9 protein-coding genes and 1 pseudogene are annotated in these 18,945 nt (G+C 74.4%); 2 read left to right on the forward strand and 8 right to left on the reverse strand.

Annotation, left to right across the window (positions count from 1 at the left end; translation table 11 throughout):
• Window positions 1-10 precede the first annotated feature (10 nt).
• The 7 genes and pseudogenes from D6270_RS13475 to D6270_RS13505 all read right to left on the reverse strand — a co-directional run bounded on the left by D6270_RS13475 (window position 11) and on the right by D6270_RS13505 (window position 15,990).
• On the reverse strand, window positions 11-982 hold the full coding sequence (locus D6270_RS13475; RefSeq protein ID WP_109165169.1) for a hypothetical protein: 972 nt from the start codon (window positions 980-982) through the stop codon (window positions 11-13).
• Entirely contained in the window at window positions 979-5,718 is a 4,740-nt protein-coding gene (locus D6270_RS13480) for an ATP-binding cassette domain-containing protein (protein ID WP_109165168.1), read from the reverse strand. Before D6270_RS13480 ends, D6270_RS13475 begins: the two co-directional genes overlap by 4 nt.
• A 94-nt stretch (window positions 5,719-5,812) precedes the next feature.
• On the reverse strand, window positions 5,813-8,230 hold the full coding sequence (locus D6270_RS13485) for a non-ribosomal peptide synthetase (RefSeq protein WP_109165167.1): 2,418 nt from the start codon (window positions 8,228-8,230) through the stop codon (window positions 5,813-5,815).
• Between the two features lie 26 nt (window positions 8,231-8,256).
• Entirely contained in the window at window positions 8,257-11,094 is a 2,838-nt protein-coding gene (locus D6270_RS13490) for a non-ribosomal peptide synthetase (RefSeq protein ID WP_158650508.1), read from the reverse strand.
• 17 nt (window positions 11,095-11,111) lie between these two features.
• Window positions 11,112-11,783, reverse strand: a pseudogene (locus tag D6270_RS33985) (condensation domain-containing protein); the annotation flags it as partial.
• Window positions 11,720-14,767, reverse strand: a complete 3,048-nt coding sequence (locus D6270_RS13500; protein ID WP_151414672.1) for a non-ribosomal peptide synthetase — start codon at window positions 14,765-14,767, stop codon at window positions 11,720-11,722. The pseudogene D6270_RS33985 and the gene D6270_RS13500, both read right to left, overlap by 64 nt.
• A gap of 29 nt (window positions 14,768-14,796) precedes the next feature.
• A complete protein-coding gene (locus D6270_RS13505) occupies window positions 14,797-15,990 on the reverse strand; it encodes a cytochrome P450 (protein WP_109165165.1) in 1,194 nt (397 codons plus the stop codon).
• Window positions 15,991-16,186: 196 nt separating this feature from the next.
• On the opposite strand from D6270_RS13505, the gene D6270_RS13510 reads away from it, so the two are divergent.
• Together D6270_RS13510 and D6270_RS13515 are read left to right on the forward strand one after the other, a co-directional pair.
• Window positions 16,187-17,449, forward strand: coding sequence for an MFS transporter (locus tag D6270_RS13510; RefSeq protein ID WP_109165164.1), 1,263 nt, complete (start codon window positions 16,187-16,189; stop codon window positions 17,447-17,449).
• A gap of 84 nt (window positions 17,450-17,533) precedes the next feature.
• Window positions 17,534-18,478: a thioesterase II family protein gene (locus D6270_RS13515; RefSeq protein ID WP_109165163.1), complete on the forward strand. Its 945-nt coding sequence runs from the start codon at window positions 17,534-17,536 to the stop codon at window positions 18,476-18,478.
• 83 nt (window positions 18,479-18,561) lie between these two features.
• Here D6270_RS13515 and D6270_RS32505 read toward each other — a convergent pair whose 3' ends face one another.
• Entirely contained in the window at window positions 18,562-18,819 is a 258-nt protein-coding gene (locus D6270_RS32505) for a hypothetical protein (protein WP_158650510.1), read from the reverse strand.
• Window positions 18,820-18,945 lie beyond the last annotated feature (126 nt).

Raw genomic sequence — 18,945 nt, forward strand, 5'->3', positions numbered from 1 at the left:
CGCGGTCCGGTCAGTGGTGTTTGACGGGTACGTCGCCGGGGCGGAAGGCCAGCCGTGGGCCCTCCCCGGCCCAGTTGCCGCCCTCAAGACGCCGCAGACTCACCATCAGGTCCAGTGTCAGCCACCGCCCGAGCTCCGGGTGGGCCGGGTGGCTCCACAGTCCGGCCGGCCCGCGCAGCCCCTCCAGGAACTCCACCAGGTCCGCCACGCGCGCGTCATGGACGGAGATCCCGGTGCGGGAGACCAGGTCGAGGACGAAGGCGAGGTCGAAGCGGGAGTGCAGGGAGATGAAGCCGGTGGCGCGTTCGCGGCCGTGCAGCCGGGCGATCTCGGTGCCCACCGCCCACTCGTCACGCGTCTCGCGCCGCAGCAGCAGGTCGGCGGCGCGCCGGGCGGGTTCGGACCCGGCGCGGCCGGGGTGTCCGGCCAGGGCCGCGAGGGCGGCCTCGGTGTTGGCCCGGCAGCCGGGCGAGCCGGGCAGTCTGCGGTAGCCGGGGACGCTGCCGGGCTGCCCGGCCACCAGGCCGGTGGGCCAGGAGCCGTCGTCGTTCCGGCGCTCCAGCAGCCACGCGTAGGCGCGTTCGGCCCGGGGGTCGGTGGCCGCGCCGACGGCGGCGATGCCGCGCAGGGGCAGGGAGGCCTGGAGCGGGATCATCGTGTAGCGCTCGTCGGTGCGGAACGCGTCGAGCGGGAAGGAGCCGTCCGGGGCCTGCCGGTCGAAGACCCGCTCCACCAGGGCCGCCACCCGGGGGTGCCGCCGGTCCACACCCAGGTGGCCGAGGCGGCAGAGCAGCAGGCTCAGCTCCTGGAGGGGTTCCGGTGCGGCCGCGAGCAGGGCACGCACCTGCGGGTCGTCGGCGCGGCGGGCCGCCAGGTCGGCCCGTTCGGGGTCGTCGGCCGGGACGTCCAGCAGCTCGGCCAGGACGCGGTGGCGCAGCGCGGGCGACCGGTCGCAGAGCAGCAGCCAGGCGGAACCGGTCATGACAGCACCTCACGCAGGTACGGGGCGGTGGCCGTGTCGGCGGCGGCCAGGTGCTCGGGGGTGCCCTCGGCGACGATCCGCCCGCCGTCGGGGCCGCCGCCGGGGCCCAGTTCGATCAGATGGTCGCAGCAGGCCAGCAGCGGGATGTCGTGGTCGACGACGAGCACACTGTGGCCCAGGGCCACCAGCCCTTCGAGCGCCCGCACGAGGGCTTCCACGTCCCGGGCGTGCAGGCCGGTGGTGGGCTCGTCCAGGATGTAGAGCGCGGGCCGGGCCGGCGGCTTGGCGATCTCCTTCACCAGCTTGAGCCGTTGGCGCTCGCCGCCGGAGAGCGAGCCGGGCCCCTGGCCGAGAGCCAGGTAGCCGAGGCCCAGCCGGACGGCGGCGCGCAGCGGGGCGGCCACCGCCTCGTGGTCCTCCCAGAGTTCCAGGACCTCTTCGACGGTCAGCCGCTCCAGCTCGGGCAGGGTGTGGCCGCGCACGGCGAGTTCGCGGGCCTCCGCGCCGTAACCGGTCGCCTCGCAGGCGTCGCAGGGCCGCTGCACCGAGGGCATGAACCCCATGTCCTCGGTCACCGTGCCCTTGCCCTTGCAGCCGTCGCAGCGCGGCTGGAGATCGGCCGCCGCCACCGCCCGCTCCCGGGCCGGAGCGGAGTCGAGGTAGGCGTCCCGCAGTGGGCCCAGCACCTTGAGGAAGGCGCCCGGAGAGGTGATGCCGACGCTGCTCTGGTCCGCGTTGCGGACCTGCTGGGGGGCGCCGTCGATCCGCTCGTGGTCGCCGGGGGCGACGGGGGTGGCGGCGGCCGACGTGGTGAGCTTCTTCGGGGCGAGGGCGCGGGCCAGCACATCGATGGCCAGGCTGGACTTGCCCGATCCGGAGACCCCGCAGATGCCGGTCAGGACGCCGAGCGGGATACGTACGTCCTGGCCTTCGAGGTTGTTCTCGGTGGGCTTGCGGACCGTCATCCAGCCGGTGGGCCGGGCGCGGGCGGCGGTGGCGCGCCCGGGCAGCGGCGGGGCGAGCAGGGCCCGCGCCGCCGGCACCGCGCGGACCTGGGCGGCGGTGCCGGAGGCGAGGACCGTGCCGCCGTGGCGTCCGGCGGCGGGGCCCATCACGATGCGGTGGTCGGCGTGGTCGGCGAGCCGCAGGTCGTGGTCGACGAGGATCACGGTGTTCCCGTGGTCGCGCAGCTCGTCCAGGACCTGGCCGAGCACGTCCACCTCCCGGGGGTGCAGACCGCGCGACGGCTCGTCCAGCAGGACGGTCATACCGGTGAGCTCCGCACCGAGCAGGGCGGTCAGCCGGACCCGCTGGAGCTCTCCGGCGGAGAGGGTGTTGGCCGTCCGGTCGAGGTGGAGGTGGCCGAGTCCGACCCGGCCGAGGAAGCCGAGCCGACGCAGGGCCACGGCGTGCGACCGGACCGCCCAGCCGGGCGCGTCGGGGGGCAGCCGGAGCGCGGCGAGGGCGTCGCGCACCCGGTCGACCGGGGCACGGTGCAGTTCGTGGCGGTTGAGGCCCGCCACCTTCTGGTCCAGGAACTCCGGGCGCAGCCGCCCGCCGCCGCACCCGGGGCAGGGCACCCGGTCGGTGTAGAGGCCGCCGACGTCCCAGCCCTCCATGATGCGGAAGACCCCGCGCCACAGGACCGTCGCCGAGGGCGTGACCCGGGACTCGGGCGAGAGGGTGACGTCCTCCTGCCCGAAGAGGAAGGCCTCCTGGGCGGGGGCGCTCATCTCCTGCCAGGGGGTGCGGGCGGGGTCGAAGCCGTACCGCTCGCCGAGGGCCAGCAACGCCCAGTAGCCGCCGTTGGCGGGCTTGGAGAGGTAGGAGCGGGGATAGAACCCCGGTGAGTACAGGGCGCCGTCGCAGATCGGGCGGTCGGGCCGGTGGATCAGCCGCTCCACCACGGGTACGGCCACCGAGCCCATGCCGTGGCAGCGCAGGCAGGCCGCCTCGTACCGTACGGGCGAGAAGTCGGCCGGGTCGGCGGGGGGGCCGGTCCGGCCGCAGCCGGTACAGGCCCAGGCGCTGCCCGGGAGATGGCCCGAACGGCGTTGCTCGCCACCGCAGTCGGGGCAGGTGCGGGCCCCCGCGTAGGCCAGGAGGACGCCGAGGTGCGGGCTGAGGTCGGTGGTGGAGCCGGCGGTGGCGCGCGGGCCGGGGGGACGGCCGTCGCCGCCGATGGCCAGGGTGGGGCCGAGGCCGGTGACGGCGCCCACCGCCGCCTCCGGGCCCTCGCGCACCGACTGGCGCTCGTACAGCGAGAGGGACTCCAGCAGCCGCCGGGTCGCCTCGGCCTCCAGGACGTCGCGGACCAGGGAGGACTTGCCGGAGCCGGAGACGCCGACCACGGACGTCATGGCGCCCTTGGGGATGCTGACCGACACATCCCGCAGATTGTTGGCCCGGGCCCCGCGGATCTCCACCGACGTACGGGGAGCGCGCGGCGGGCGGGAGGGCCCGGCCGGGGCGGCGGGCGGCTCGGCCGGCGGGGCGGGGGGACCGGCGTACTCCAGCCGGCCGCCCTCGGGCCCGCTGCCGGGGCCGATCCGGACCGTCCAGTCGGCCATCGCCGCGATGTCCTGGTTGTGTTCGACGACCACCACCGTGCAGCCGCGCCCGGTCAGGGTCCGCAGCAGCGCCGCGAGCCGGGGCACATCGGCCGGGTGCAGTCCGGTGGTGGGCTCGTCCAGACAGACCAGCTGGGCGGGCTTGCCCGCGGCGATCTGCTTGGCGAGCTTGACGCGCTGGGCCTCGCCCCCGGAGAGGGTCGGGGAGGGCTGGCCGAGCTTCAGGTACTCCAGCCCGACGTCGCGCAGGGCGTGCAGGATACGGCGGGCGCGGGCGTCGTGGGTGAAGAGCGGGAGCGCCTCGGCGACGCTGAGGTCGAAGACCTCGTCAATGGCGTAGCTCTCCCCGTCGGCGAGGAGGGCCCGGACGGCCAGGGCCTCGGCGGCGAAGCGGCGCCCGCCGCACGCCTCGCACTGCACCCATTCCGAGGGCAGGAAGCGGAGTTTGACCTCCACCGAGCCCATGCCGGCGCACTCGGGGCAGGCGCCCTCGGAGCGGTTGAAGGAGAAGGTGCCGGGGGCGACACCGGTGGCGGCGGCGAGCATGGCCCGGATGCGGTCCGCGAGCCCCGTGTAAGTGGCCGGGTTGGAGCGGGGGTTGACGCCGATGGGCGACTGGTCGACGCTCTGCGGGGTGAGCGGGCCGCCCTCGATCGCGGCGCAGCCGACGGCCTCGCCCGCCTCCAGGGAGGCGACCAGGACCTCCCGGACCAGGGTGCTCTTCCCGGCGCCGGAGGGGCCGGTGACCACGGTGAGCGCGCCCACGGGGAAGGCGCAGTCGAAGCCGCTGAGGTTGTTTCGGGCGGCGCCCCGGACGGTGATCCACCGCTCACCGGTGCCGGAGCCGGGGGGCGGGGCGAGCCGTTCGCGGCCGGAGAACCAGCGGCCGGAGCGGGTGTCGGCGGCCCACAGCTCGGCGGGGGTGCCGGTGAAGACGACGCGCCCGCCGTCCGGTCCGGCGCCGGGGCCGATCTCGACCACCTGGTCGGCGCGGCCCACGGCGGTGCGGTCGTGCTCCACGAGCACCACCGGGCCGGCCAGGGCGCTGAGCCGGTCCATCAGGCGGGCCGCCTGGCCGGGGCCGAGGCCGATGGTCGGCTCGTCCAGGATGTGCAGCAGGTCCTCGACATCGTTGGCCAGGAGCACCGCGATGCGCAGCCGCTGCGCCTCGCCGCGCGACAGGGACGGCGAGATCCGGTCGAGGGTGAGGTACCCCAGGCCCAGCGAGGCCAGCGCCTCCAGCCGCCGCACCACATGGCGGACGGGGGCGGCGGCGTGCGCGGGCAGCACGGCACCCCCCAGCACCTCGCGGGCCCGGTCCACGTCGAGGCCGAGGAACCCGTCGAAGGAGAGCCCGCCGAGTTCGTAGGCGGCGGTCTCCGGCTCCCCGGTACGGAAGTCCTGCGGCCGGGCCGAGGGCAGCGGGGTGGCGCAACCGGTGCAGAGCCGGGCGCGGGAGAGGACCCGCGTCCCCTCCTCCGTACGCAGGACGACGTGGACCGGGCCGAGTGCGGCGACCGCGTCGAGGAGGGACCGGGCCTCCTTCGCGTCCCCGGCCGCGGTGAGCGTGCCGACGGGGACCTCGACGGTGTGCGGCACATCGGGGTCCAGCCCGGCGCCGGACCAGCGCTCCCCGTCCACGGTGACGCCGTCGGGCCCGAACCGTTCGGCGAGCCGGGCCAGCAGCCGGGCGTGGGTGCCGGTGGCGCCGGCGACCAGGGGGGCGACGACCTCGACGGGTCCGGCCTCGGCGGCGGCCCGCAGCCGGGTCAGCTGCTCCTCGGCCGGGACGATCTCCGTGACCTCACCGCAGGCGGGGCAGCGCAGGGTGGCGAAGCGGGCGTAGAGGACCCGCAGGAAGGGGTGGATCCCGGCGGCCGTGGCCACGGTGGAGCGCGGGTTGCGGTTCAGCACGTTCTGGCCGACCGCGACGGCGGGCCGCAGCCCGTGCACCGCCCGCACCCGGGCCGCGCGGGCGGTGGCCGGGGCGCCGGCGAGGGCGGCCAGGAACCGGTGCCGGGCCTCGCGGTGGAGGGTGTCGAAGACCAGGGAGGACTTGCCGGAGCCGGAGGCCCCCACGACGGCCGTGATGCCCTCACCGAGGTCCACGTCGATATCGCGGAGGTTGTTCTCCGCCGCGCCCTCGATCCGGAGCGCCGGACCCACCGCACCCGCTCCCACTGCCCGCCCTTCGCCGTTCACCGTTCCCCGCCCGGCCCCTCCGGGACCACCGCACGCCCGCCCAACCCTAGGGCCTGCTCTAGAAGTTGCTCAGCAACTTGGCCGCCTCCTCGTCGGACAGTCCGGCGACGAGTTCGAACAGGGCCGCCTCGACCGCGTCGGCCACCCCCTCGACCGTCGGGTTGGCGAAGAAGCTCCGTACGGAGACCTGGACCTCGAAGGTCGTGTTGACCCGGTTGAGGAGCTGGAGGGACTTCAGCGAGTTGCCGCCGACCGTGAAGAAGCTGTCCGTACGGCCGACGTTCTCGATGCCCAGCACCTCCTTCCACAGGGCCACGACCTGCTCCTCCAGCGGGCTCTGCGGCTCCTCCGCCCCGGCCCGCGCCTGGCGGTCCTCCAGGGTCGGCGCGGGCAGCCGCAGCCGGTCGAGCTTCCCGGAGGGGGTGTGGGGCAGCTCCGGGAGCGGGACGTAGACGGCGGGCAGCATGAAGACGGGCAGCCGCTCCTCGGCGAAGGCAGCCAACTCCCCGACCGGTACCGGCTCCTGGCCCTCACCGACCACATAGGCGGCGAGCTGGGCGGCCCCGTCCTCGTCCTGGAAGACGGTCACCGCGCAGGCGCGCAGGGCCGGGTGGGCGCGGAGCACGGCCTCCACCTCACCGGTCTCCACCCGGCAGCCGCGGATCTTCACCTGGTTGTCGACCCGGCCGAGGTAGCGGATCTCGCCGTCCCCGTCGCGTGCCACCAGGTCCCCGGTGCGGTAGAGCCGTTCGCCGGGGGTGAGCGGGCAGGGGTGCGGCACGAAGCGGTCGGCGGTCTGGCCGGGCCGGTTCAGATAGCCGCGGGCCAGGCCCCCGGTGCCCGCCACGCAGAGTTCGCCGGGGAACCCGGCGGGTACCGGGCGCAGCGCCTCGTCCAGCACGAGGAGCCGGTAGATGCCGAGCGCCCGCCCGATGGGCAGCCCGCCGGTGCCCTCGTACGAACGCCCCTCCCACCCCGCGACCTCGGAGGTCTCGGTCTGGCCGTAGAGGTTGTGCAGTTCGGCGTCGAAGCGCTCGGCGAACCGCTCCAGCAGATGTACGGAGGCCGCCTCGCCGGAGAGCTGCACCCACCGCAGGTCGGGGCAGGCCGCCTCGGGGGCGAGGCTGAGGTAGGCGTCGAGCATCGAGGGCACGAAGTGGGCGAAGACGGTCCGCTCGGTGGAGAGCAGCCGGCTCAGGTGCACGACGTCGGACTCGGCGCCCGGGTCGGCCATGAGGATGGTCGCGCCCGCGCTCAGCGGCCCGAATATCTCCCAGATCGCCACGTCGAAGATGAGCGGCGTCTTGTGGACGACCCGGTCGCCGGGGCGCAGCCCGTACCGCCGGCCCAGCCACTCCAGCCGGCCCGCCGCGCAACGGTGGTCCAGGACGGTCCCCTTGGGCGTACCCGTGGAGCCGGAGGTGTAGTAGACGTACGCGGCGTGCTCCGGCCGCACCTCCACCTGCGGGGCCTCGGCGCTGCCCGTCGTCGGCACCTCCACCAGCGGGATGCCCAGTCCGCGCAGCCGGACGGTCTCCTCGCCCCGGACGACGACCGCGGCGGCCCGGGCGTCGGCGGTGATGACGGCGATCCGCTCGGCCGGCAGGGACGGCTCCAGCGGTACGAAGGCGGCGCCCAGCCTGAGGACGGCGAGCAGCGCCACCACCAGCTCCGGGGAGCGTTCGACGCTGACCGCGACCAGGCTCCCGGCTCCGATCCCGGCGTCGGCGAGGGAGCGGGCGAGCAGGTTGGCCCGGCCGTCCAGCTCGCCGTAGGTCGCGGACCGGCCGCCCGCCTCCACGGCGACGGCCCCGGGGTCGCGGCGCGCCGCCTCCTCGAAGGCCAGGTGGATGGGGCGCAGCCCGGGGTACTCCTCGTGGCCGGTGTCGGCGGCGGCCACGGCCTCGGCCTGCTGGGCGGGGGTGAGCAGCGCCAGCCGGTCCACGGTGGTGCCGGGGTGGCGCACCCCGTCCAGGAGCAGGGTGACGTAGTGGTCCGCCCAGGCGGCGGCCCGTGCGTCCTCGTCCACGGTGCCCGCCGCGTACCGTGTCCCCGCCTCGACGGTGTGGGACGCGGGGGTGCCGGTGCCGGCGGGGTGGAAGAACAGCCGCTCCACGGTCCCGGCCGCTTCCTCCCCGGCCGGTGCGGTGGCCGGAGCGCCGTCGGACAGCGCCTGGCCGGCGGTGCGCAGCAGCTCCGCGAAGGTGAGGTCGCCGGTCACGGTGACGGGCACCACGTGCCCGCCGTCGGGGGCGAGCCGGACCTCGGCGTTCTCGCGGCGGGTGCGGCGGAAGCGGGTGGCGAGGAGGGCGGCGAGTAGGACGGCGGGGGCGGCGACGCCGTGGTGGCGGGCGGCCTCGGCCACCTGCTCGCGGTCCTCGTCGGTGAGGCGGACGGCGGGGGCGGCCCGGTCGGCGGCTCCCGCCGTGCCGTACGTCTGGTGCTGCGCCGGGTCGTTGACCTCGTCGTTGGCCACGGAACTCCCCTTTCGGGACAGGTGGGTCACTGGCTGATGCCGTTCGTCTGGGCGATGGTGTGGGCGAGTTCGCCCAGGTTCTGCGTGGTGTAGATGTCGAGCAGGCTGATCCGGACGCCCAGGCGCTGCTTGATCCGGGCGCTCATCTGGGTGACCAGGAGGGAGTGGCCGCCGAGTGCGAAGAAGTTGTCCAGCAGCCCCACCCGGTCGCGGCGCAGCACGTCGGCCCAGATCTCCGCGAGCTCCTTCTCCACGGTGGTGGCCGGGCTGACGAAGTCGCCCTCGTCCGGGCCGTCGTCGGGGTCGGGCAGCGCCGCCCGGTCGACCTTCCCGTTCACGGAGAGCGGGAGCGCGTCGAGGGTGACGAAGGCGCCCGGGACCATGTAGCCGGGCAGCCGCCCCGCGAGGTGTTCGCGCAGCGCCTCGGCGGTGACGGGCCGCGCGCCGACCACATGGGCGACGATCCGCTGCTCGCCCCCGGGCCCGGCGCGCACCCCGGCCACCGCCTGCTCCACATCGGGGTGGGCGGCCAGATGGGCCTCGATCTCGCCGAGTTCGATGCGGTGGCCGCGTACCTTGACCTGGTCGTCGGCGCGGCCCAGGCAGATGAGCCGGCCGTCGGCGGTCCACCGGACCAGGTCGCCGGTGCGGTACATCCGGGTGCCGGGCGCCCCGTAGGGGTCCGGCAGGAAGCGGTCGGCGGTCAGCCCCGGCCGGTTGAGGTAGCCGTGGGCCAGTCCCTCACCCGCCAGGTGGAGTTCGCCGACGACGCCGACGGGGACCGGCTGCCGGGCCGCGTCCAGGACGTAGGCCCGGGTGTTGCGGATGGGACGGCCGATGGGCGGGGTCCCCTCGATGGGGTCCGGGGAGGACCAGGCGGTGGCGTAGACGGTGGACTCGGTGGGGCCGTACAGGTTGGCGACCAGCCCGGCGCCGACGGCCCGGCCGATCTCGTTGGCGGCCTTGGCGGAGAGCGGCTCGCCCGCCAGGACCACCGTGCCCGCCTCGGCGCGCAGCCCTCCGCCCGCCTCGATCTGGGCCAGCGCCGAGGGGACCCCGCTGAGCAGGGAGGCGGTGTACGGTCCGGCGGCCGGGTCGGCCAGGTCCAGCAGGGAGGAGACGATCTCGACCGCTCCGCCGGTGAGCAGTGGGCCGAACATCTCGAAGACGGAGACGTCGAAGTTGAGCGAGGTGGCGGCCAGGACGTGGGAGAGCGGTTCACCGCCGAAGGTCTCGCCCGCCCAGGCCGCCAGGTTGGCGACGCTGCGGTGGGCGACGACCACGCCCTTGGGGCGCCCGGTGGAGCCGGAGGTGTAGATGGCGTACGCCGGGTGGCTCGGGTGGAGGGGCGCCGTGCGCTCGGGGTCGGTCGGCGCGTGGGCGTCGTGGGCCGCCACGGCGGCGGCGGTCGCGGGGTCGTCCAGGACCAGCAGCGGGCGGTCGCCGTCCGGGATGCGGTCGCGGGCCTGCGCCGAGGTCAGGACGAGCGCCGGGTCGGCGTCCTCCAGCATCAGCGAGATCCGGTCGGCCGGGTAGGCGGGGTCCACGGGGACGTAGGCGGCCCCGGCCTTCAGCACCGCGAGGACGGCGACGACGATCCGTTCCGTACGCGGCAGGGCGACGGCCACGAAGTCCCCGGGTCCGATCCCCCGGGCGGCCAGGTGGCGGGCCAGCCGGTTGGCTTCCGCGTCGAGTTCCCCGTACGGCAGGGTGCGCGCGCCGTGCACGACGGCGGGCGCCCGGGGCGTGCGGGCGGCGACCTGTTCGAACAGGTCGGGCAGGGTGGCGTCGGGGATCTCGGCCGCGGTGTCGTTCCACTCCTCCAGGAGCAGCCGCCGCTCGCCCTCGTCGAGGATCGGGAGGGCTTCCAGGGCGGTTTCCGGGGCGTCGGCGACGGCTTCCAGCAGCCGCAGGTAGTAGGCGGCGAACCGCTCCACGGTGGACCGGTCGAAGAGCGAGGTGGCGAACTCCAGGTCGCCCGCCAGCTCACCGTCCTCGGTCTCCCGCACATAGAGGGTCAGGTCGAACTTGGCCGACCGCGCCTGGGTCCCCACCGCTGACGGGGTGATCCGCACTCCGGTGGAGCCCGCGCCGGACTCCTCGGGGGAGGCCGCGTAGTAGCTGAAGGCGACCTGGAAGACCGGGTGGCCGGAGACGTCCCGGGCCGGCTGGACCTCGTCGACCAGCAGCTCGAAGGGGAGCTCCCGGTGGGCGTCGCCGCCGAGCACCGAGGCGCGGACCTGTTCCAGATGGGCCTCGAAGGGCTGCCCCGGAGTGGTCTGCGAGCGGACCGGCAGGGTGTTGAGGAAGAGCCCGATCAGGTCGTCGGTGCCGATGTCGCCCCGGCCGCCGGAGAAGTAGCCCAGGCACAGGTCGTCCTGGCCGCTGAGCCGGTGCAGCAGGACGCTGTAGGCGGCCATCGTGGTCATGAACAGGGTGACCCGGCTGCGGCCGCCGAGGGCCCGCAGCCGTGCGGTGAGTGCGGCATCCACCCGGAAGGCCACGGAGTCCCCGGCGAAGTCGGTGATGGCGGGGCGGGTCCGGTCGGTGGGCAGCTGGAGGGCGTGCGGGGTTCCGGCCAGGTACCGCTTCCAGTAGTAGAGGTGGTCGTGCAGCTCGGCGCCCTGGAGCTTGCGGCGCTGCCAGGAGGCGAAGTCGGCGTACTGGAGCCGGGGTTCGGGCAGCGGCGAAGGCTCGCCGCGCAGGAACGCCTCGTAGAGCGGGACGAGTTCGCCGACCAGCACGGCCGTGGAGTAGCCGTCGAAGGCGATGTGGTGGGCGTTGAGGAGCAGCAGGTGCTCATCGGGCGCGGTCCGTACGGCGGTGACGCGGATGACCGGCCCCGTCTGGATGTCGAAGGACACCCCGCGTCCTCGCGCAACAGTGCGTCGAGGGTGGCCTCGGGGTCCTCGGCCGAGGTGACGTCCGCGAACTCCAGCGGGCAGCCGCCGGGTTCCAGGACGACGGGCACGATGGCCGCGCCGTCGGCGTCGTACACGGTCCGCAGCACCTCGTGGCGGCGCACGATCTCGTCCAGTGCCGCGCCCAGCGCGGCCCGGTCCAGCGGCCCGTGCAGGGCGAGCGGCAACTGCACGTTGTAGAGGCCGCCTTCGGGCTGGAGCAGGTGGAGGAAGACCATGCGCTCCTGGGCGAAGGACGCCTGTGCGACCTCCCCCGCAGCCCGTGGCAGGACCTTGTCCGGTACGCCGCCGGCCGCCAGGGCGAGGGAGGCGAGGCGTGCGACGGTCGGCTCCGCGAGGAAGTCGCCCGCCGGCACCTCCACGCCCAGCCGCGCACCGACCCGGGCGAGCACCTGGGAGACCAGCAGGGAGTGCCCGCCGACCGCGAAGAAGTCGTCCAGGACGCCGACTTCGCCGCCGCCCAGCACGTCCTGCCACACCTCCGCGACGAGCTGTTCGACCCCCGAGCGCGGCGCCACCGGCCCGTCCCCGCCGGGCAGCGGCGAGCCGCCCGCGGCCGCGAGGGCGGTCAGGTCGGTGCGGCCGTGCCGGTCCAGGGGCAGGGCGTCCAGGGCGGTGTAGCGGGCGGGCACGGCGTGGCCGGGGAGGCGCTCCAGCAGCCAGCCGCGCAGACCGGCGGCGGTGGGGGCGGCCCCGGGGCGGGGACGAGGTGGGCGGTGAGCTGCTGGGAGCCCTGCCCGTCGGGTCCCGTGGTGACGGCGGCGGCGGCGACGGCGGGGTGGTGGAGCAGGGCCGCCTCGGTCCCGGCGGGTTCGACGCGCACCCCGCGGACCGTGGCCCGGCGGTCGGTGCGGCCGAGGTGGGTCAGGGTGGCGTCGGCCCGCCGCCGTACGAGGTCGCCGGTCCGGTACATCCGGGAGCCGGGCGGCCCGTAGGGGTCGGGCACGAAGTGTTCGGCGGTCAGGGCCGGGCGGCGGTGGTAGCCGCGGGCGAGCGAGGCTCCGGAGACGTACAGCTCTCCCGCGACGCCGGGCGGCACGAGGTTGAGGGCCGTGTCGAGTACGTACGCGGCGGTGTTGCGCACCGGGTGGCCCAGCGGGGCGGTCTCGGGCCAGCCGTCGATGCCGGGGGGCAGCTCGTGGGCGGTGGCGATCTGGACACCGGGCCCGCCGTGGTGGTGCAGAAGGCGGCGGCCGGGGCGTGCGGCGACGAACTCCTTCAGGGCCGGGCCGAGTTCGAGGTTCTCACCGGTCTGGACGAGGTGGGCGAGGGCGGGCAGGGGCCGGTCGTCGGCCAGGGCGGCGCGGGCGAGGAGTTCCAGGACGGTGCCGGGTGCGTACAGGTCGCTCACCCGGTGCTCTCCCAGCCAGGCCGCGAGGTGCGCGGGGGCGGAGCGTACGCCGTCGGGCACGAGGGTCAGCGTCGCGCCGGAGAGCAGCGCGGAGAGCGTCTCCCGGACGAAGCCCTCGGAACCGGCCGAGGTGAACTGGGCGATCACCCGGCCGGGGCCGGACGGCAGGGTGGTGAGGTGCCATTCGGCCATGTTGACCAGGGCGGAGTGGGGCACCGTCAGCCCCGTCGGACGGCCGGTGGCGTCGTAGCCGGGGAACACACAGGCGGCGGTGGCGCCGGTGACGGTGGCCGGGGGGCCCTCGCCGTCCCGGTCCGCGCAACCGGTGAGCGGTGCGTCGACGACGAGGAGGCGGTGGCCCGTTCCGGCGAGCCGGCGCGCCCCCGCCTCGTCGGTGACCACGAGGTGGGGCCGGGCCTCGCCGAGCAGCGCGCGGAGGGCGCCGTCCGGCAGGGCGGGCTCCGCCGGCAGATGGGTCCCGCCCGCCGCCAGCACGGCGAGGAACGCGGTCACGGCGAGGCCGGAGCGGGGCAGCAGCACGGCTGCGGTGCGCTCGGGGCCGACGCCTTCGGCCACCAGGGCGCGGGCGAGCCCGTCCGTACGCTCACGCAGCTCCCGGTAGGTCCAGGCGCTCTCCCCGTCCACCAGCGCGAGCGCCCGGGGCACGGCGGCGGCGCGTTCGGCGAACCAGCCGGCCAGGGACTCCCCGCGCGGTACGCCGCCCGCTCCGGCGGCCAGCAGCTCGGGCCGGTCCGCCGGGTCGATCAGCGGGAGGTCCAGGACGCGGGCACCGGGGTCGGCCACCAGCCCTTCGAGCAGCGTCACATAGAGCCGGGACAGCTCCTGGACGGTCTCCTCGTCGAACAGGGCGGTGGCGTACTCGAAGCTGCCGTGCACTCCGCCGGCGCTCTCCCCGACGAACAGGGAGAGCCCGAACTTCGCGGTGGTGCTGGGCTGTTCGACCGGGGTGACGGTGAGTCCGTCGAGGACGGACTCCTGGGCGCCGAGGTGGGAGAACATCACGTCGAAGAGCGGTTGGTCCCGGCCGGGGCCGAGCCCGGCCACCACCTGGTCGAAGGGCAGCTCGCGGTGTTCGTAGGCGCCGATCACGGTGGTGCGGACGCGGTCCAGGAGGGCGGTGAAGGCGGGGTTGTCCGAGAGGTCGGCCCGGATCACCACCGTGTTGGCGAAGTAGCCGATCATCGCCGCGGTGTCGGGGTGGACGCGGGTGTCGACGGGGGTGCCCACGCTCACATCGTCCTGCCGGCACCAGCGGGCCATCAGCACCTCGAAGGCGGCGAGCAGCACCATGAAGGGGGTGGCGGAGGAGCGGGCGGCGAGGTCCTGGAGGGCGGCGGCGAGGGCGGGCGGCACGGTGAAGGCGGTGGAGGCGCCCGCGTAGTCGGGGGTGGCGGGGCGCGGGCGGTCCAGCGGCAGATCGAGTCCGCCGCGGGCACCGTCCAGCTGCTGCTTCCAGTACGCCAGGTGCCCGGCCCAGGCGTCGCCGGGCCGCTCGCGCTGGCGCAGCGCGTGATCGGCGTACTGGGCGGCGAGTCCGGGCAGCTCGGGGGCGCGGCCGGCGCGCAGGGCGGCGTAGGCCTCCTTCAGCTCGGCGAAGAGCAGGCCGATGGAGGCGCCGTCGACGACGATGTGCTGGGCGTTGAGGGCGAGCACGTGGCTGTCCGCGTCGAGTCTCAGGAGGTGTACGGCCAGCAGTTGGTCCTGGCCCAGGTCGAAGTGGGCGGCGAAAAAACGCTCCAGACGGAGGGTCAGTTCGGCCTCGCGCCTCTCGGCGGGCTCACCGCTCAGGTCGGTGTGGACCAGCCGCACCCCTTCGTCGGGGACGACGACCTGGGCGACGGTGCCCTCGCTCTCCCGGAAGCGGGTCCGCAGCACCTCGTGGCGCCGCACGATCAGGTCGAGGGCGCCGCGCAGGGCCGCGGTGTCGAGGGGCCCCTCGATCCGCACCACCGTGCCCACGTTGTAGCTGGCCTGGAGCCCCATCCGGTCGAGGAACCACAGGCTCTCCTGGCCGTGCGAGAGCGGCAGCGTCCCCGGCCGGGGGCGGACGGCCAGCGGGGCCGGCTCCGGGTCGGCCTCCGGCCGCTCCAGAAGCCCGACGATCTCCGCCTTGTGGGCCCGCAGAGCGCCCATCCGGTCGGGTGTGAGGGCGTCGGAGGGGCGGAAGCGCAGGCGCCCGTCCTGGACCCAGAGTTGCACGCCGTCGGCGGTCAGCCCGCTCAGCAGATCACGCGCTGTGGTCATGGTGGACCGGTCTCCCCTGGTGTCGGTGGTCAGCTCGGACGGAACGTGAGCGGCAGCGAGGTGAGGCCGCCGAGGATGTACGAGCCGATCCGCTGCGGCTCCCCGCTGACCTCGATCTCGGCGGGCAGGTGGGCCAGTTCGTCGAGGAGCACCCGGATGGTGAGCCGTGCCAGATTGGCGCCGATGCAGAAGTGGCCTCCGCCACCGAAGGAGACGTGGTGGTTGGAGGTGCGGTCGAGCAGGAAGCTGTCGGCCCGGTCGAAGACCTTCTCGTCCCGGTTGAGCGAGGGCAGCCAGACGGTCACCGCGTCCCCCGCCCTGATCCGCACCCCTTCGAGCACGGTGTCGTGCTGGGCGGTCCGCAGGATGTGGGTGACCGGGGCCGTCCAGCGCAGGAACTCCTCGGCGGCGGGCTTCAGCCGGAGGTCGCCGGCGCGCAGACCGCGCCACTGCCCGGGGCTCTCCAGCAGCGCCAGCATCCCGGCGCCGACGGCCTGCCGCGTGGTCTCGTTGGCCGCGACGATGACGTTGTCGCAGGTCAGGATCACCTCGTCATCGGTGATGTCCAGGCCTTCGGCCTGCGCGGAGGTGAGAGCGGAGACCAGGTCACGGCCCGGGTTCCGGCGCTTCTCCTCGATGATCGAGGAATAGTGCCGCAGAATCTCGAAGTGCGCTTCCCGCGCGTCGATCCCGTCGATTTCGGTGGAATTCTCGGCGGCGTCCGTGGTGACCTTCGCCAGCATTTCCACATCGTCCATCGAAATACTCAACAGCTCTGCGGAGACAGCCAGCGGAATACGGGCCGCGATGTCCTTGACGAAGTCGCACCGCCCGGCTTCGACCACCCCGTGCAGGGCTTCGCGGACCACTCTGCGGGTCCGCTCCTCCATCCGGGATATCGCCCGTACGGTGAAGAGGCCCATGATCGCCTTGCGCAGCCGGTCATGGCGGGGCGGATCGCTCAGCGCCATCATCTTCCCGGCGCCGGGATAGGGATCCTTGAAGTTGGGGCGGAGGAAAATGCCCTTGGTCGAGGTGAAACGCTCCCAGTCGGTGAGGACTTCGAGCCCGGCCGCATGCGTGGTGACGGCCCAGTAGCCGCCGTGCTCACCGTATTCGTGCCAGGAGACGGGGGATTCCCGCCGGAGCGTCCGCCATACGGCGTGCGGGTCTCCCCGGGAGTAGAGAAGGGGGTCGGTGAGCGCGGGAAGAGTCTGCAGCACAGTGGGCCCTCGAATTCGCAAGGTCGGTGTTCCGTCTGCCTCCGACGAGAGAATATCCACCGTTCGATGAAGCCATCTGTGCAGTCGAACGCCCCTGCGGCGCCCGCGAGGTGTCCGGTAAGTTTTCCTGGACCCTGCCGTACCCGGTCCGCCGAATACCTCCCGCGGCCGGCTCTCCGTACCGAAATGGTGAACGATGGCCACTCAATTACTGGACCGTCTGCCCGGTCTGCTGCGGCAGGCCACGTTCCGGCGGTTCTGGGCCGCCCAGACGGTCTCGTTCCTCGGGGACCAGGTCAGCACGATCGCCATCCCGCTGACCGCGGTGCTCGCGCTGGACGCGTCGGCGGCCCAGATGGGTCTCCTCGGCGCCCTGACCTCGCTGCCCAACCTGCTTTTCTCGCTGCACGCGGGCGGGCTGGTCGACCGGTACGGGCAGCTCAAGCGGATGATGATCCTCTGCGACGTAGGGCGCGCCCTCATCCTGCTCACCGTGCCCGTCGCCTACCTGCTGGGCACGCTGACCCTGACCCACCTGTGGATCGTCGCCTTCGCCACGGGCTCCCTGGCGATGCTGTTCAACATCTCCAGCTACAGCCTCTTCGCCGCCATCGTGGACCGGAAGGACTACGTCCAGGGCACCTCGCTGACCCGTGGCAGCTTCTCCTTCTCCTGGGTGGCGGGGCCCGGCTTCGGCGGGGCCCTCGTCCAGGCGCTGTCGGCACCGGTGGCGCTCCTGATCGACGTGGTCACCTTCCTGGGGTCGGCGGTACTGCTGCGCGGGGTCGACGCGGACGAGCCGGAACCGGCGAAGACGCGGTCGAAGTCCCACATCCGGGACGGGCTGCGGTTCGTCTCCGCCAACGCCGTGCTGCGCGCCAAGTTCCTCTCCGGCGGCGCGCTCAACCTCTTCTACTCGATCTACTTCACCCTCTTCCTGCTGTTCATCGCCAAGGACCTGAAGCTCTCCCCCGCGATGATCGGGGTCGCCCTCGGACTCGGCGCGGTGGGCGCTCTGCTCGGGTCGTTCGTCACCGGCTGGTTCAGCCGGCGCATCGGCCTGGGCCTGACGTTCATCCTCGGCACGCTGCTCTTCCCCGGGGCGCTGGCCCTGGTGCCGTTCGCCTCGGAGGACAAGTGGGTGGCCTTCGGCCTGGTGGTGGCGGCCGAGTTCTTCTCCGGCCTGGGGCTGATGCTCTGCGACATCACCGGTGCCTCCCTCCAGCAGGCGCTGACCCCGGACGCGTACCGCTCGCGGGTGCAGGGCGCCAACCTGGGCCTGATCAACGGTGTGCGCACCGCCGGCGCGCTGATCGCCGGTGGCCTCGGCACCTGGCTGGGGCTGCGGCCCGCGCTCTGGCTCGCCGTCATCGGGGGCGCGCTGAGCGTCCTGCCGCTGCTCTTCGCCCCGGTCGCCCGGATGCGGACCCTGCCGGAGGAGGTGAAGGTCGACGCCTGAGCCGCCGCCCGTGGCCCTGAGACCCGCCCTCGTGGAGCCGGCGGGAGCAACCCGTGGAGCCAGAAGAAGAACGGAGACCCTGCCATGTCCTTCCTTGCCGACCAAGTGATCGGTGAAGCCCGGCGCCGCCAGGTGCGGCTCTGGGTCGATCCGGCGGGCGGCCTCCAGCACGCGGGGCCCGCCGAGGTGCTGGACGCCCGCTTTCTCATGCTGCTGCGCACCCAGGCGAAGCCGATCGCCGCCCGGCTGGGCCAGGAGCCCGCCGGACGGTGGTTCAAGCGGCTCGCCGGGGACGACACCGGCGCACTGCTGTACCTGATCCCCGCCGCGGGCGCCGGACCCGGCGCCTACCGCTCCTGGTCCGAGGCCGCCCCGGCGGGGCTGCGGGTGGAGGCCGTGCTCACCCCGGGCCGCGAAGAGCGTTTCAACGAGGCGCCGTTCACCGATGTGGCGGCGCTCGCCGACCGGATCGCCGAGCAGATCCTCGCCCACGCCGACCGGCCGTTCGCCGTGTTCGGGCACAGCACCGGGGCCCTGGTGGCCCGTGAGGTGACCCGGCGGCTGGCCGCCTCCACCTCCCGGCAGCGGGCCCTGTTCGTGGCGGGGGCGCTCCCGCCGCACCTGGTGGGCGAGGAGGAGGCGGCCGGGGACGAGGAGCTGCTCTCGTACCTGGCCGCCTGGCAGGGCACCCCGGCCGAGCTGATGGCCGATCCGGAGTTCCTGCGGGCCTTCCTGCCCACGCTCCGGGCCGATCTGAAGGTGTTCCACTCGTGCCGCAGGACCGAGGCCGCCGGCGAGCAGGTGGCGGTGGACCTGGTCGCGCTCGGCGGGCTCCAGGACGACACGGCCCCCGTCGGCCACTGCGAGGCCTGGCGGCGCTGGGCCGGCGGCCGGTTCGCCGTGCGCATGGTGCCGGGCGGCCACTTCTTCCCGGTCGGCGCCGCGGCCGAGGTGACGGGGCTGGTCGCCGGTGAGCTGGGGGTGGCGGCCGGGGCGCCCGAGGCCACGAAGCCGGTGGTGCGCCGCTGAGTTCGGCGTCCACGACAGGGCCCGCCCACACAGAGGCCGGGGGCCACGGCGGTTCGCCGTGGCCCCCGGCCTCTCCCCATCGGTTACGCCGTTCCGTCCGCCCCCGCCCGCAGGAAGCCCACCAGCCCCTCGGCCAGGCTCCGGGCCGTACCGGGGTCGAAGATGTCCGTGGCGTACTCCAGCGTGCCCGCCATCCCGGCCGGTTCACCGCCGGGGCCGAACCGCTCCACCACCTTGAAGCAGAGGTCGAACTTGGCCACGCCCAGCTCCACCTCCTCGAACCGCCCCGACAGCCCGGCCAGCTGCGGCGGTCCGCTCTCCTCGACCTGGAAGGCCAGCATGGTCTGGGCGAGCGGGTGGAGGCTGAACGAGCGGACCGGGTTGACCAGTTCGACCAGGTGCTCGAAGGGCAGGTCCTGGTGGGCGAAGGCCCGAGGTCCGCCTCCCGCACCCGGTCCAGCAGCTCC

Origin of the sequence: Streptomyces griseus subsp. griseus, from assembly GCF_003610995.1 — a bacterium.
Taxonomy (GTDB): Bacteria; Actinomycetota; Actinomycetes; order Streptomycetales; family Streptomycetaceae; genus Streptomyces.